The sequence below is a fragment of the Geoalkalibacter sp. genome (assembly GCF_030604225.1).
Classification (GTDB): domain Bacteria; phylum Desulfobacterota; class Desulfuromonadia; order Desulfuromonadales; family Geoalkalibacteraceae; genus Geoalkalibacter.
Genome location: NZ_JAUVWH010000073.1, coordinates 1 through 15,678 on the forward strand (window position 1 = coordinate 1; position 15,678 = coordinate 15,678).

At 62.0% G+C, this 15,678-nt stretch carries 11 protein-coding genes; 7 read left to right on the plus strand and 4 right to left on the minus strand.

Annotated features, from left to right (window positions below):
• The first annotated feature begins 128 nt into the window (after positions 1-128).
• Positions 129-341 carry a hypothetical protein gene (locus tag QAT43_RS09235; protein WP_305042774.1) on the plus strand — a complete coding sequence of 71 codons (213 nt, stop codon included), beginning with the start codon at positions 129-131 and terminating at the stop codon, positions 339-341.
• Positions 342-451: 110 nt separating this feature from the next.
• Here the strand turns inward: QAT43_RS09235 and QAT43_RS09240 are convergent, their stop codons facing one another.
• From QAT43_RS09240 to QAT43_RS09250, 3 genes are all read right to left on the minus strand, one after another.
• Positions 452-2,584: a thioredoxin domain-containing protein gene (locus QAT43_RS09240; RefSeq protein WP_305042775.1), complete on the minus strand. Its 2,133-nt coding sequence runs from the start codon at positions 2,582-2,584 to the stop codon at positions 452-454.
• Between the two features lie 597 nt (positions 2,585-3,181).
• Entirely contained in the window at positions 3,182-3,958 is a 777-nt protein-coding gene (locus QAT43_RS09245) for a lytic transglycosylase domain-containing protein (RefSeq protein ID WP_305042776.1), read from the minus strand.
• An 86-nt stretch (positions 3,959-4,044) separates the two neighbouring features.
• Complete coding sequence (locus tag QAT43_RS09250; protein WP_305042777.1) at positions 4,045-4,692, minus strand: HAD family hydrolase; 648 nt, start codon at positions 4,690-4,692, stop codon at positions 4,045-4,047.
• Between the two features lie 123 nt (positions 4,693-4,815).
• Here QAT43_RS09250 and QAT43_RS09255 point away from each other — a divergent pair, with 123 nt between their 5' ends.
• The 3 genes from QAT43_RS09255 to QAT43_RS09265 all read left to right on the plus strand — a co-directional run bounded on the left by QAT43_RS09255 (position 4,816) and on the right by QAT43_RS09265 (position 9,810).
• Positions 4,816-6,108 (plus strand): hypothetical protein, encoded by a 1,293-nt coding sequence (locus tag QAT43_RS09255; RefSeq protein WP_305042778.1) that lies wholly within the window; start codon positions 4,816-4,818, stop codon positions 6,106-6,108.
• A 45-nt stretch (positions 6,109-6,153) separates the two neighbouring features.
• A complete protein-coding gene (locus QAT43_RS09260) occupies positions 6,154-8,712 on the plus strand; it encodes an EAL domain-containing protein (RefSeq protein ID WP_305042779.1) in 2,559 nt (852 codons plus the stop codon).
• 111 nt (positions 8,713-8,823) lie between these two features.
• Positions 8,824-9,810: a helix-turn-helix transcriptional regulator gene (locus tag QAT43_RS09265; RefSeq protein ID WP_305042780.1), complete on the plus strand. Its 987-nt coding sequence runs from the start codon at positions 8,824-8,826 to the stop codon at positions 9,808-9,810.
• Between the two features lie 20 nt (positions 9,811-9,830).
• On the opposite strand, the gene QAT43_RS09270 is transcribed toward QAT43_RS09265, so the two are convergent.
• Entirely contained in the window at positions 9,831-10,283 is a 453-nt protein-coding gene (locus QAT43_RS09270) for a FixH family protein (protein WP_305042781.1), read from the minus strand.
• A 113-nt stretch (positions 10,284-10,396) separates the two neighbouring features.
• Between QAT43_RS09270 and QAT43_RS09275 the strand changes: the two genes are divergently transcribed.
• From QAT43_RS09275 to QAT43_RS09285, 3 genes are all read left to right on the plus strand, one after another.
• Positions 10,397-11,929, plus strand: coding sequence for a sensor histidine kinase (locus QAT43_RS09275; RefSeq protein ID WP_305042782.1), 1,533 nt, complete (start codon positions 10,397-10,399; stop codon positions 11,927-11,929).
• Between the two features lie 36 nt (positions 11,930-11,965).
• Positions 11,966-12,934 (plus strand): polyprenyl synthetase family protein, encoded by a 969-nt coding sequence (locus QAT43_RS09280; RefSeq protein ID WP_305042783.1) that lies wholly within the window; start codon positions 11,966-11,968, stop codon positions 12,932-12,934.
• A gap of 119 nt (positions 12,935-13,053) precedes the next feature.
• The gene (locus QAT43_RS09285) at positions 13,054-15,555 is read left to right on the plus strand and encodes a PAS domain-containing sensor histidine kinase (protein WP_305042784.1); all 2,502 of its coding nucleotides are present in this window, start codon (positions 13,054-13,056) and stop codon (positions 15,553-15,555) included.
• Positions 15,556-15,678: the final 123 nt, after the last annotated feature.

Sequence of the window (15,678 nt, forward strand, 5' to 3'; positions counted from 1 at the left end):
GGCAAGGAACTGCCCTATGTCATCAGCTATCCCCAGGTGGAGGAAAATATCTACGAACTCAAAGGGGTGCTCTCGCGCAAGAAGCAGTTGGTGCCCCATCTGCTGAAGGTTTTGAAAGGAGTCTGAGCATGAGTGGTTTGTTGCCCGAGGGGGAAGACCTGCGCCGCGCCGTCCGTTGGGTGTCCGAACACCTTCAGGACGATCCCGCCCAACCCCTGGGCAAAATTGTCCAGGAAGCCGTATTTAAATTCGACCTGTCGCCGCGCGATGCCGATTTCCTCATCAATTTTTATCGCCAGGCCCAAGCCGGGGAGGGTTCCGGGGAGATCTCCGGGGGTTGAAACCCCCGGCTACAGGCTTGTCGCCGCGCACGCGGCTTTTTTGTTTTCTCCCCTATCTGGTCGTCGCGTAGCGACTGAAGGCATGGTCGCGGGGGGCTTTAGCCCCCGGCTCATATTTCCAACATCCTCGCCAAATCTTCCGCCGAGGTCACCGGGGCCTGGCAACTCTGCTCGCGGCACAGCCAGGCGGTGATTTTTCCGTCGACCGCCTGCTTGTGGCGTACGGGGGCGGCGAGGCGCTCCAATGCCTCATCGCCGGGACGCCGTACCAGGACCAGGGTGCGCGGACGCAGGCCGCGGCGCAGGACGCGCAGCATCTCATCCGCATTTGCCTCGGCCTCGGGCAGGGCGATGACCACCTCTTCGCATGGGCCAAGATTGTAATCCAGGGCCATGAGCAACTGGCCGTGGGCCTGGGGGCTGCGGCCGGCCGCGGACAGATGCAAGGCCAGCAAGCTCTCGCCCCGCTCTTCCAGTTCGCGATTTCCTCTCAGGCGCCCCAGGCGCAGCAGGTTGAGAACCGCCAGGGAACTGCCGGCGGGGATCGCCCCATCGTAGCGGTTGCGGCCGCGGGTGAGGACCGTTTCGGCATCGCTTCCCGTGTCATGGAGATCACCCTGCGCGTCGCTGAACAGGCGCAGCATGTCGTTGTTCAATTCCAGGGCGGCGGCAAGGTAAGGGGTCTCGAAGCCGGCCTGATGAAGTTCGGTGAGGCCGAAAACCAGAAAACTGTAATCCTCGAGAAACGCGGGGATGGCGGCCTCGCCGGCACGGTAGCGGCGCAGCAGCCGTCCTTGGGGATCGCGCAGGCGCTGCAATAAAAAATCCGCCGCCGCGCCTGCTCGTTCCAGCATGTCCGGCGCGTCGAGCAGGACCGCCCCTCGGGCCAGGGCGGCGATGGCCAAACCGTTCCAGCCGGTGAGCACCTTGTCGTCCAGATGCGGTCGCGGGCGTCGGTCGCGCGCGGCGAGCAACTGGCGGCGCGCCTGGCCGAGCAGGGCCGACAACTCCTCCGGCGAAGCGCCGGTGTCCTGGGCCAGTTCCGCGAGATCGCGGGTCAGGTGCAGAATGTTTTTTCCTTCGAAGGTCCCCCCCTCGCTCACACCGAAGACCCGGCAATACAGCTCCCCGGCCTTCTCCCCGAGCACCTCGCGGATTTCCTTCGGTGTCCAGACGTAGAACGTTCCTTCCGCGCCCTCCGAATCCGCGTCCTCGCCGCAGCAGAAGCCCCCTTCGGGATGCCTGAGGTCGCGAACCAGATAATCGAGGATTTCACGCGCGCTCTGCCCATAAAAGGTTTCTCCGGTGAGTTGCCAGGCATCGAGGTAGGCGAGGGCGGCGAGGGCCTGATCGTAGAGCATCTTCTCGAAGTGCGACACCAGCCAGCGTTCATCCACCGAATAGCGGTGCAAGCCGTAGCCGATCTGGTCGAAGATGCCGCCGAGGCGCATCCGCTGCAAGGTTTGCAGGGCCATGACCCGGGCCTGCGGATCGTCGAAGCGTTGCGCGATGCGCAGCAGCAGGGACAGGTTGTGCGGCGTCGGAAACTTGGGCGCGGTGCCGAAACCGCCGTGGCGGCGGTCGAAAGCATCGAGGAATTGGTCGCGGGCGGCGAGCAAGAGCTGCGCGTCCAGGGCGGCGCGCTGGGACGTCGCTTGTTCCAGCCGCAGGAGGGATTGACGGATCTGTTCGCCGGTCTGGTCGATGCGGCTACGGTCGCTGTTCCAGAACTCGGCGACCTTGCGCGCCAGGTCGAGCAGTCCCATCATTGCGCCGCGTGAAGTTTTCGGCAGATAGGTGGCGGCGAAGAAGGGCTTGCGCTCGGGCGTGAGCAGCAGGGTGAGGGGCCAACCGCCGCTGCCGGTGAGCATTTGGCACACGGTCATGTAGGCGTTGTCGATGTCCGGGCGCTCCTCGCGATCGACCTTGATGCAGATGAAGTGGCGATTGAGCAGATCGGCCACCTCCTGATCCTCGAAGGATTCATGGGCCATGACATGGCACCAGTGGCAGGTGGAATAACCGATGGAAAGAAACACCGGCTTGTTCTCCCGACGGGCGCGCTCAAAGGCCTCGTCCCCCCAAGGATGCCAGTCCAGGGGATTTTCGGCATGCTGCAGAAGGTAGGGGCTTTTCTCGAAGATCAGGCGGTTGTAGGCTTCCCCGCCGTCCGCGGGGATCCGGGACAGATCAAGTTGGCTGAGATGCTGCACGAGATTCGAGGAGCGTGGGTCCGAGGACATCTTGAAATCCTCCGTATCGGATTTATTACCTATTCTATCCCGAATTCGGAGGATGTTTGGCGGCGCGGATAAAAAAATGCCCCGTGCCAGGGAGGAGATACACGGGGCGAAACCGGCTGATTTCGATGAAACCAGGCGGTGTGAAATGGTTTGTTGTTTTTAATATTATTGTTTTAAGGTTTAAAGTCAAGAAAAAAATGCCCCGTGCCAGGGAGGTGCACGGGGCCAAGGGTTTTTCCTGTTTTCTCAGGGTTCTGGGTCGCACAAGGGCTTTATGAACCGTTTGTTTTTTTTAATAAAATAAAAAATAAAACCGGATCTGTCAAGATAAAAGTTTGGACAAGTTAATTTCTGGCGATTTTTGTTTCGGTCGGGGTTGTACGGCTTTGCACGAAGGAGAGCGAATTTTGGCGGGGCGGGAAAAAGATAAAAAAATGCCCCGTGAAGGAGGGGGAATCACGGGGCAAACCCCGTACGGTCAGGCCGTGCGGGGAACATGGCGCAATATTATGCAAAACGAAAAAAAATGGCAACCCCCAAATTTTTGAAAATGTGGGGGTTGCCAAAAGAGGGGTACGGGGGTCGGGAGAAGGTGGCTCAGGCCGTGCGTTGCCCGTTGAACTCGGCTAGGTATTGCTTGACCCGGACCTGATAGTTGCGGGTTTCCTCGGGCAGACGGCCGTTGCTGCGCGCCAGGTTGCCCATGCCCCAGTTGTAGGCGGCCAGGGCCTTGTCGAGATCGCCGTCGTAGCGATTGAGCAGGTCGCGCAGGTAGCGGGTGCCGCCCATGACGTTCTGCTCGGGATCAAAGGGATTGTCCACCCCCAACTCGCGCGCCGTGGCGGGCATGAGCTGCATCAGGCCCTGCGCGCCCGCGGGCGACACGGCCTTGGGGTTGAAGCTGCTTTCGGCCTTGATGACCGCCTTGATCAGTTCGGGAGCAATCTGGTAGCGCTGGGCCGCCTTGTCCACGATCTGCTCCAGGGAGCCTGCCTCACTGATATTATTCGCATTGAGGAGCGAGACGGGACGCACGGGCGCAAGTCGGTTTTCCGACATCAGGGTGAATTTTTGACGGACTTGCTCGGCGTTGACCAGGGTCGGGCGCGGCAGGGCCGGCAAGGCGGCGAACTGGGCCAGGGCCGCCGAACTTTTGGGGCTCTCATCGTCCCAGGACACCAGCCCGGCCATCATCTCAAGCTTCATCAGGGCGGCCAGGGAGCGCGCCTGTTCGCCGTTCAGGGGCGCTTTGGCGCCCAGGGTGCGATCGAGCAGGCCGGCAAAGTCCCGGGAGGAATTTTCCGTGCGCGCGGGATCGGTTGTTGATTGGGATAAAAGCGCTTCGCGCAGCTGGTTTAAAGGATTGATTGCCATGGGTACCTCCCGGGGTCGATTTCAACAGCAGCCCCGTGAAGGTCTGTTTGCACTTTCTGTGCCGAATGGTGTTGGTGGGCGCAGCTTCAGTCCAGCAGGTCGAGAACCTGATGGATGCCGTCCAGGACCCGGCAGGCCTTGGAAAAATCGCCTTGGGCGGTCAAGGCGTTGGGGATCACCGCGCAGGCGAGTCCGGCGGCATCGGCCGCCTGGAGGCCGCGTTCCGTGTCCTCGATCACCAGGCACTGAGCGCGGGCCAGCCCGCTGCGGTTCAAGGCGCTGAGGTAGGGCTCGGGATGGGGTTTGGTGTGCCGATAGTGCTCGCGGGTGAGAATGAAGTCAAAATACTGCAGGATGCCCGTATGGCGATGAATGATCTCGAAATGCTCTTGCAGGCAGCTGGTGACGATGGCCATTTGGCAGCGGCCATGCAGGGTGCTCAGGGTTTCAGCCACGCCGGGCAAGGGCGCGATGCCTTCCCCGAGAAGCGCGGCATAGCGACGGTTACGCTCCCGGCGCATGGCTTCCAGGGTGTCGGCCGGCATTCCCCGGTCGCGGGCCAGATCAAAGGCGCTGCGTCCTTCTTGCAGGGAAATGCGGATGAACTGCTCGGCGCTCAGGGGGATGCCCGCCTCCGCCAGAACCTCGCGGGTGGCCTTGAAATAGAGCGGCTCGGTGTCGACCAGCACGCCGTCATTGTCCCAGAAAATGGCCTTGATCATGATGTCGGACAAAATAACCCAATCCGGCTCCATGGGTAAAGGGTCGACGGAGAGCTGGTAGGAACTTTTCGGCAACCGCGTTCCAGGCTGGTAAAATAAATACATTTGAGGTGATTGCGTGGGGTAGGGAGGAACATGCGGCGGATCTGCTCGTGGATGCTGTTGTCGGCGTTGCTCGTTGCCGCGTTGCCGGCGGTGGCGAGCGCTTTGGAAGAACGGGAGAGCAGAAGCGCGGTCGAGGTTTTGCTTTACTCCGCCGAGAATTGTCCTCACTGCGGCCAGGCGGAAATCTTTCTCCGGCAACTCTCCGCCGGCCATCCGGAGGTGCGTCTCGTCGTGCGTGATATCTGGCGCGAGCCAGATTCCTTTCAGCAACTGGTGGTGTTGTGCGACATCTTTGATGCCCCGGTCAGCACACCGGCCATCTTCATCGGCAACCAGGCCTGGTTCGGTTTTGGCCGTAACCAGGGCCGACAGATTGAGGCGGCGGTGGCGCGCTGTCTCGAAGAGGGGTGCGCCAATCCCCTGGATCTGGCGGCCGCCGGGCAGTTGGTGCCGCTGCCTTGGTCTTCCGCCGAGGCCGATGATGAAACCACCCGGGTATTCGTTCCCTGGGTGGGCCAGATCGACGGGCGTCAGCTTTCCCTGCCGGTTTTCACGGTCATCGTCGCCCTGCTCGACAGCTTCAATCCCTGTGCGTTCTTTGTTCTGCTGTTTCTGCTCAGCATGCTCGTGCATCTGCGCTCGCGCGGCCGCATGCTGCTGGTGGGGGGAATTTTCATTTTCTTTTCCGGGCTGTTTTATTTCCTGTTCATGGCGGCCTGGCTCAATCTGTTTCTCTCCCTGGGGCAGGTGCGTGGCTTGACCCTGGCGGCAGGCGCTATTGCGTTGGTCATCGGGATAATCAATATCAAGGATTTCTTCTTCTTCAAAACGGGAGTCAGCCTCTCCATCCCCGAATCGGCCAAACCGCGTCTTTTTCAGCGAATGCGCGGACTGCTCAAGGCCTCGAGCCTGCCCTCGCTGATCGGCGCCACCATCGTGCTGGCCGCGGCCGCCAATACCTACGAGCTCTTGTGCACGGCCGGCTTTCCCATGGTTTACACGCGGGTATTGACCTTGCATGAGCTCAGCACCTGGCAATATTACCTGTTCCTTTCCGTCTACAACATAGTTTATGTTATTCCCTTGATGGTGATCCTGGTCACCTTCACCCTGACCCTGGGCGCCGCCAAGCTCAGCGAATGGCAGGGACGAATTCTCAAACTGCTCTCCGGCACCCTGATGCTGTTTTTGGGGTTGGTGTTGCTGGCAAATCCAGGCCTGCTCAACCAGATGCTGGTTTCCGTTGGTCTCCTGGCGGCGGCGGTTCTGGTGACCTGGCTGGTGGCCGTGCTCTGGCGAGGGCGCGCGGCGGGCAATCCCTGAAACAGACCGCCGCCGTTTTGATCATCAAGCTTCCCGAGGTCATGCATGTCCCATGCGCACATCGCCGATTCCGGCAAGAGACCAAACCTTCGGCCCCTCGGACCATCGGCGATTCCCAGGCTGCGCATTTTGCCGGGCCAGAATGTCGGATTTTTCTTTGATTCCGACGAGGATCATCGCGTCGTGCTGCGCGATTTCATTCTCGATGGACTGGAACGCGGCGAAAAAATTCTCTATCTGACCGCCCGCCGGTCCGAGGAACAACTGCGCGAGTGCCTTGAGCTTCCTGAGAGCGTCTGGCGCGCGCCGGATCAGATAAGCTTCGTTCCGGCCTTCACTCCGGTGCTGCCCCTCGATCGACCCCTGATCGATATTTTCACCCAGAATTTTCAGGAACAGCTCCGTCTGGCCCGGCAGCAGGGTTATTCCGGCCTGCGCCTGACGAGCGAGCGGGTGTTTTCCCTCGAATTTCTCGCCCAACCCCAGGAGCGGGTCGCGTTCAAGCGGCAAATCCAGGCTCTGGTGCTGGAACAGAACTGTGAAATGATCTGTCAGTATGATCTGCGGCTTCTGGACAACGCCGCGCTGCTCGATCTGCTGTCCGCTCATCCTCGGATCATTTTCGGTCGCCAATTCCACGAGAATTTCTATTTTGTGCCTTTCTCTTGCGAGCAAAGCGGCCGTTCGCAGATCACTCTGCGCAATTGCCTGAAAAATTTGCAGGATCGCTCTCGCGCCGATCTGGCAATTCAGACCCGGGTCAACCAGCAGGCCCTCGTGGCGGAGTTGGGGCGCGATGCCCTGGCCGGCATGGCGGTCGAGGAATTGATGGCCAAGGTGGTGCGCTCGGTGGCCGGCCTGCTCGATGGCTGCGCCTGCCGGGTGTTGGAGTTGGTTCCCGACGGGCGCCTCATGCAGGTTCGCGTGTCCCACGGCTGGGGCGAGGTGCGAAACGAGCCGGACGCGACGCTGTGCAGTCCCCGAACCCTGGAGGGCTTTTCCCTGCTGGAAGCCAGCCATCCGGTGTTTTTTCCCGGGGCCGATCCCGGGAGGCTGGAGATCTGCCCGCCGTTGCCGGAAAAGACCGTGGCCCAGGCCGCTTGCGTGGCCATCCCGGGCCAGCCTCGACCTTTCGGCGTGCTTGGCATCTATGGCGTTCAGGACCAATCCTTCGGCCGCGAGGATCTGCTGTTTCTGCAATCGGTGGCCAACGTGCTGGCCGTGGCCATCGAGCGGCAGCGCGCGGATCGGGAAATCCAGCACCTGGCCTATTACGACGTGCTGACCGGGTTGCCCAACCGCAGCCTGCTCATTGACCGCCTGGAGCGCGCCCTGTCGCGGGCGCGGCGAAACGGCCACGAAACGGCCGTCATGTTTCTCGATCTGGATCGCTTCAAATCGATCAACGACACCCTGGGTCATGCCTGCGGCGACAAGCTTCTGCAAATCACCGGCGAGCGCTTGGTGGCCAGCGTGCGTCACACCGACACCGTGGCGCGGCTGGGCGGCGACGAATTCGTTGTGGTGCTCGCTGAACTGGACCGAGAAGAGGGCGCGGCGGGCGTCGCGCAGAAAATTCTGCAAGCCCTGGCCGGTCCCGTGCAACTCGACGATCAGGAGGTTTTCATCACCACCAGCATCGGCATCGCGGTGTTTCCCGAGGACGGCACGGAGCCCGGCATTCTCCTGCGGCACGCCGACATCGCCATGTACCAGGCCAAGGAGCGCGGCAAGAACACCTACCAGTTTTTTTCGCTGGAGATGAACGCCCGGGTGCAGGAGCGCATGCGCGTCGAAACCAGCCTGCGCAAGGCGCTGGAGCGCGACGAGCTGTTTCTGCTCTATCAGCCGCAACTCGATCTGCGCACCGGGCGCATGGTCGGCATGGAGGCGCTGCTGCGCTGGAACCACCCCGAGCTGGGGGTTTTGACACCCGAAAAGTTCATCGGCATCGCCGAGGAAACCGGGCTCATCCTGAGCATCGGCCAGTGGGTGCTCGCATCCGCCTGTCGGCAGGCCAACGAATGGAAGAATCTGGGTTTTCCCGCCATGCGCCTGGCGGTCAACATCTCCGCGCGCCAGTTCAATCACCCCTGTTTCATCGACATGATCGATCATGTCCTTGCCGAAACCGGTTTCGACCCCGCCTGTCTGGAGTTGGAACTGACGGAAAGCACGATCATGGAAAATGCCGACGTGACCATCATGACCCTCACCGACATCAAGGTGCGCGGCATCAATCTGGCCATCGATGATTTCGGTACGGGGTATTCGTCCCTGAGCTATTTGAAGCACTTTCCTTTCGATCGGCTCAAGATTGCCCAATCCTTCGTGCGCGACGTCACGTCGGATGTGGACAACGCGGCCATCGTCGATGCCGTCATCGCCGTGGCGCACAGCCTCAACATCAAGGTCATCGCCGAAGGCGTCGAAACCCGCCATCAGCTGGAATTCCTCATCGCCCGGCAGTGTGATGAACTGCAGGGCTTTTACTTCGGCCGCCCCACCAGCGTCGAGCATTTCACCGATTTGCTCCGCGCCGGATTTGCCCTTAAGGACATCTGCCCCTACCAGGCGCCCCCGCAGATTCCGCCCCTGACCTGAGCCCTTGGCCGCGGCGTTTCCCTCGCGAGGGGCCGCGCGGCCCTGCTTTGTCGTTTGCGGCCGTCCGGCGGATCTGGTAAACTGGCGTGATTTTTCCTGCTCGAGGGCATTATGAAGCCGATTTTGCCACCGATGGTCAACCTCGACAGTGAGGCCATCCGGCGCATTCGTGAAGAAAAAAAGCTGACTCAGCTCTACGTTGCCAAGGTGGTCGGCGTGACGACCGATACGGTGTCGCGCTGGGAAAACAACCGCTATCCGAGCATCAAGCGGGAAAATGCCCTGCGCCTGGCCGAGGCGCTGGAGGTATCCGTCGAGGAAATTCTTGAAAAGACGGCCTCCGAAGCCACCCCCGCACCCGCCTCTTCCGAACCCCCCGCCACCGCCGAGGTCAATTCGTCCACATCCCGATCCTTCTCCTGGATTTGGATCCTGCCCGCAGTCGCCCTGCTGGCGGCGGGGCTGGTATATTTCCTGGTGGGTCGCCAGGAAGAATTGCTGCCCGACAAATTCTCCGCCCAGCGGCTGTTGCCCAATCATGCCGCGCCCGGCAGCGTCATACCGGTTCGTATTCGCTTGACGGTCGACACGACGAGCAAGGGCTTCATCCTGCGCGAGCATTTCCCCAAGGGTTGGCAGCTCATCGAGGCGAATCCGCCACCGTCAAGCCTGGACAATGAGGACGGCGTGGCGCGCTGGATGATCAAGCCCGGAGAGGAGAGCCCGCGAGTGGTGTATCGCCTCAGGGTCGATCCGCAGGCGCACCTCGGCAGCCTGGCGGAATTCGGCGGCGAAATCGTCGTCAGTCCCAAGGATGGCCCCAAGGGGCGCAGCGCTCAGGTGCCGACCGGCGGTTCGGGCCGCCTCAAGGTCGCCCAGATTCTCTGGGCGGATCTCAATGGCGATGGCGTGATTGACGACGCCGAGATGCTCGAGGCTTCGGATACCCTCGATGAGATGAAGGGCGTCCATATGGATTGGAACATGCTTGAGGAAATCTGGGACGCTGGCGGCTATCGCTGGTTTGCCGACAAAAATACCTTTGTCCCCGAAAAACCCGCCCCTCGGACCCTGCCTCCGCCGGCCGCGCCGAACTAGAGTCCTGTTCGTTTTTTGGGTCAAAAGGCGATGAGGAGGGCGCGGGCGATGTGGTTTTCCGCCTGCTGCATGCGAATGCGCGCCTCGACCTGTTCGTTGAGGTCGCCCGGCAGATCGACGACATACAGGCCGGGAGACGATTCGCGCAGATCCAGCTCAAGGGGCGCGCGGGAATTGGGGATCAGGGTCAGCCGGCCCTGGGCGCCGCTGACGGGTTGCCCCTGAGGGTCGAGGAGGCGTGCCTCGAACTGGTGCTCGTCAAGGCGCAGGGAAAGATTCCAGCTCAGGCCGGCGGCGGTGCGTTCCTCCATCGGAAAGCGCGGTTCGCTGGTTGGCTGGCCGAACTCTGAAGAAGGCGCCTGGTTCAGCCCGCGCAGGGACAGATTGATGCCGCCCAGCGCCACCACCACGGCGATGAAACCGGCGATGACGATGAAAAATGGAACGCGGCTGTCAAAGGGTGGTCGCTGCACCAAGTTTTCCTTTCCTGAATCGCAAGGATTCCTAACCTCTCGGTTCCCTCTGCCTTCAAGCTTAGCACGAATCCGTTTGCCGGCCACAGGCCCCCGGGGAAGACAACAGCGACGTGACCCCCACCATCGGCAGAAAATTATTTCTCCTCACGGCCTCCGCGCAAGTGCTGGTCCTGGCCCTGACCCTGGCGGTTCTCGAACGCAGTCAGGCGCGCCACTGGGAGGCGCACCTTCATGCCCAGAGCGCGGCCTTCGCGCGCCTGGCCACCCCGGAAGTCCTCAAGGTTTTTCGCGGCACCTTTCCGCCCTCCCTGCAACCACCGCCACGCGAATTGCGGGAAGTGCTCGCCTTCAACCCGGATCTTCTGCAGTTTTCCCTCTACGCGCCCAGCGGGCGGTTGCTCTATGCCTCGCCGCTGCTGGACGAAACCGGCATCGCCCCTGACGCCCTGCCGCCGCCGTCCCTGGAGCGGTTGCAAAATTCCCAGGTGTCCCTGGAGTCCTGGCGGCTGTCCTCCGGCACGCGGATTCTCGATCTGGTCCATCCCGCCCTGGGACCGACGGGTGAGCAGATTCTCTCCCTGCGCTATCTGATCTCCTATGCCGGCACTCAGCAGTTGCAGGCCGCCGCGCGTGCCGATTACCTGCGCATCGCCCTGATCGCCATTCTCACCTCCCTGGTGTTGACCGCCCTGGTGGCGCGGCGCGTCAGTCGTCCCCTCAAGCAGCTCACGGCCGGAGCGCGGGCCGTGGCGCGCGGCGATCTGAACCTGAAACTGCCGCCCCTGGGTCAGGACGAAATCGGAACCCTGGCGCGGGCCTTCAATGACATGGCGGCGGGGCTGGCGGCCAAGCACGGCGAACTGCACGACAAAAACCAGGCGCTGGAGACGGCCAACCTGGAACTGCGCAGGATTCAGGATCATCTGGTACGGGCTGAAAAGCTGGCGGCCATCGGCCAATTGGCGGCCGGCGTGTCCCATGAAATCGACAATCCGGTGGGCATCATTCTCGGCTATGCCGAGCTTCTGCGGGGTGAATTTCCTCCCGGCGATGCCCGGCGCGAGGACGCCGAAACCATCATTCGTGAATGCCTGCGATGTCGGCGCATCACCGGCAGCCTGCTGGGGTTCGCCCGCAGTGAGCCGACCCGCCGCGAGGCGCTCGACCCGCGGGCATTGGTGGCCGAAACCCTGCGCTCCCTGCAGGTGCAAAAGTTGTTTCGCGAAATTCGCTGCGCCACCTCCTTTCCCGCCGAGCCCGTACAGTTGGCCGGTGATCCCGACAAGCTTCGCCAGGTGCTGGTCAATCTGCTGATCAATGCCGCCCAGGCCATGCAGGGGCGGGGAGAAATCCGCATTGAGCTGGAGCGCGGCGCGGATCGGGTCGAAATCCGTGTGGCCGACACCGGCCCGGGCATCGCCGAGGCGGATCGCGAAAAGATTTTCGAGCTGTTTTATTCGACCAAGGAGCGCGGCCAGGGCACGGGATTGGGGTTGGCGGTCTGCCGCAAACTCGTCGAGGAGCACGGCGGCACCCTTACCGCTTCCACGGCGGCAGGCGGCGGTGCGCTCTTGCGGGTGGTCCTACCCCTGGCGAGCGAGGAAAAAAACTTTGACACGGATCAAAACAATTCACTAGGATAGCAGCACTTTTAATGACCGAGGAAGATCGCTCCCATCATGGAAAATGCCCTGAAGCTCCTCTCCGGCGACCTGGAAAAGGTTGAAGGCCAGTTCAAGGAATTTCTCAATTCGGATGTCTACCTGGTGCGCAAGGTGGGCGAGTATGTCATTGCCAGCGGCGGCAAGCGCATGCGTCCCATGCTGTTGCTGCTCTGCGCCAAGCTCAGCGGCTACCAGGGCGAGCAGCATGTCGGGCTGGGGGCGGTCGTCGAATTTCTGCACACCGCGACCCTGCTGCACGATGATGTGGTCGACGACGCGGTGCTGCGGCGCGGCAACGCCTCGGCCAATACCCTGTGGGGCAACCAGGCGTCGGTGCTGGTGGGGGATTTTCTCTTTGCCAAATCCTTCTCCATCATGGTGCGCGGCGGCAATCTCGACGTTCTTCAGGTGCTTGCCGATGCCACCACGCGCATGGCCGAGGGTGAAATCATGCAGTTGGTCGGCACCTGCGACCTGAGCATGGACGAAGCCCGCTACCTCGATGTGGTGCGCAGCAAGACGGCGGTGCTGATTTCAGCGGCCTGCGAGGTCGGCGGCATCCTTGGTGAAGTCAGTTCGGACCAGCGCGCCGCGCTGCGGGATTTCGGCATGGACCTCGGCATTGCCTTTCAGTTCATGGACGATGCCCTGGATTACGTAGCCGAGGAGGCGGAATTCGGCAAGGCGCGCGGGCACGATCTCGCCGAGGGCAAGATGACCCTGCCGCTGATTCATGCCCTGCGCCAGTGCAGCGCCGAGGAACACAGGCAGGTGGAGGAGATTGTCGAGCAGGATGAGCTCTCCCCCGAAGCCCTGGATGACGTCTGCGCGCTGATCGATCGTTTCGGCGGCATCGAGCATACCCGCCGCCGTGCCCTGGCCCTGGTCGAGCAGGCCAAGGCGCGTCTGGCCGGCTTCCCCGATTCGGTGGCCCGGGAGGCGTTGTTCGGTCTTGCCGATTACGTGGTCGCCCGGCGCAAATAAGTCCAATTTTCCCTTCGTGTTTCCGCAACAGCGTTGGTCCGGGCGGGTGGCTTCCCGGGAGGTCGCCCGCACGTGCCTTGCCCTTCAGTTTTTGTCCGCCCTGCTGATATAATCGGCCCATGCCGCGATTCAACCTTCATCAGAAGATTCTCTTCGCCTTTCTCGCCCTGGCGTTTGTCCCCCTGGCTTTTCTCGCCTTGTATTCCGCGAGCAATCTGCGGCAGGTGGAGCAATATCTGCGGCTGAGCGCGACGCGCGCCCTGGACCAGCAGGCGGCCAAGGCTCTGGAACTGCGGGCGCGCATGGTGGCCGACGAGGTGGCCATGTTCCTGCGCGGCGTCGAAGAGGATCTGCACGATCTCAGCCTGATCCCGCCAACGGTCGAGAACTATTCGCGTTTCCAGCAGCAGCATCGACGACCCATCTGGTATCGCGGCGGGACCAACGCGGAGCCGGTGGAAGTGCATGAGGAACTTCCCCTCTATCGGGAAATCGCCTGGGTCGATGCCGAGGGGCGCGAACGCCTGCGAATCGAAGAGGGCCGGGTATCCGAGGACTTGCGTGACATCTCCGATCCGCGCAACACCACCTATCTCACCGAGGATTATTTTCTTCAGGCGGCCCGTCTGCCGGCCGGGGAGGTGCATGTCACCCACGTGACGGGCTGGCATGTGAGCAAGTCGGAGCAGTTGGGCTCCGCCGCCACCCCCGAGGAGGCCGTGGAGGGGGTCAAGTTCGAGGGCGTGGTGCGTTTCGCCAAGCCGCTGCACGACGCCGCCGGTCGACTGGAGGCGGTGCTGGTGCTGTCCCTCGATCATCGTCATCTGATGGCCTTCACCCAGCACATTACCCCGACCGACGAGCGCTATGTGCTCTTTCCGTCCTATGACAGCGGCAACTACGCCTTCATGTTCGATGACGAGGGCTGGATCATCACCCATCCCAAATTCTGGGATTTGCGTGGACTCGACCGCGAGGGCCGCCTGGTGCCCCCGTACACCGCGCAATCTTCCGCCGAGGATATCGCGCAGGGGCTGATTCCCTACAATCTTCTGCATGCCGGTTTTATCCATCGCAATTATCCGGTGGTGGCGCGCGCAGTTCTGGAAGGCAAATCCGGGGTGGCCGACGTCACCAACGTGGGCGGTTCGCAGAAAATCATGGCCTACGCGCCAATCCCCTACGCCGGCGGCGTCTACCGGGATTCCGGGGTATTCGGCGGCATTACCATCGGCGCCGAGGTGCGCCAGTTCCATCAGGCGGCCCTGGAAACCTCGGCCTTCATCCGCGCCGAAATGACCCGCTACATGCATCGCTCCTGGCTGTTGATCCTGTTCACCATGGTCGTGGTGTTCGTGGTGGCCTGGCGCCTGACACGAGGCATCACCGGACCATTGCTGCGTCTCACCGAGGGCACCCGGCGGATGGCGCGAGGCGACCTGACGACGGCCGTGCCGATCAGCCGTCAGGACGAAGTCGGGCAACTGGCCCAGTCTTTCAACGCCATGGCCCAAGAGTTGAACCATCGCCGCCGACGTCTGTTCGATTCCCTGGCGGCGCTGCGCCGTTCACGCACCCAGATCCTGCGCGAGCGCAACTTCAAACGCACGGTTCTGGAAAACATCGAAACCGGCATTCTCACCCTCGACGAGCACAACCGCGTGACCTCCCTCAACGGCTCCGCGCGGCGGATTCTGGATTTGGCCGAACTTTCCAGTTCCGTGGATCTGCTTGCTTGTCTCCGCGCCTGGCCCGAGCTCACCGAGGCACTGCGCGAGGCGCTGCCCCTCAATCCCCGCGAGCGCTGGGCGCGCTATGTCAAGTTGGAACGCCGGGGCCGCAGTCTCACCCTGCGTTTGGCGCTGGTGCCCCTGGTGCTGTCCGAAACCCTGGGCCGCATCCTGACCGTGGAGGATCTGACCGAGCGGGTGACCATGCGTGAGCATTTGGAACGCATGGAGCGCCTGGCGTCCCTGGGACGGCTTTCGGCGGGCATCGCCCATGAGATCCGCAATCCCCTGACCGGCATCAGTCTCATGCTCGACGACCTGCACGACCGCCTGCTGCGCAATCCCGCCGATCAGTCGCTGATTCAGCGCGCCTTGCAGGAAATCGAACGACTCGAAGGGCTGGTCAACGAGTTGCTCACTTTCGCCACCACCGCGCGCTCGACCCTCAAGCCCGGCCGTTTGGCACCGGTGCTGCGCGATATTCTGTTTTTGGTGAGCAAGCAGTGCGAGCGCGCCCATATCCAACTGGAGCAACAGATCGCCGCCGATCTGCCGGAATTTCCCCTCGACGCGGCCAAGCTCAAGCAGGCGTTTCTCAACCTGCTGACCAACGCCATCGACGCCATGCCCGCCGGCGGTAAGCTCAGGGTGTGCGCGGAACTGCACGACGACCAGGTGCGGGTGCTCATCGCCGACAGCGGTGAAGGCATCAGCGAGGAACGCCTGCCTCTGATCTTCGAACCTTTCTATACCAGCAAGGGCGAGGGCACCGGTCTGGGGCTCTCCATCACCCACAACATCGTCTCCGACCACGGCGGGCGCATCGAGGTGATCAGCCATCCCGGCCAGGGCACGGAATTCACCCTGTGGTTTCCTGTGCCTTCCGTCTGAGAATCCCGCCCGTCCATCTTGGAAAACCGCTACCCTAAATCACAATAATTATCTGCGATGTGGCGAAAATTCACCATTTTTGGCGTTGCCTTTATGGGATGATTTGCCTAATATCTGGTAGCC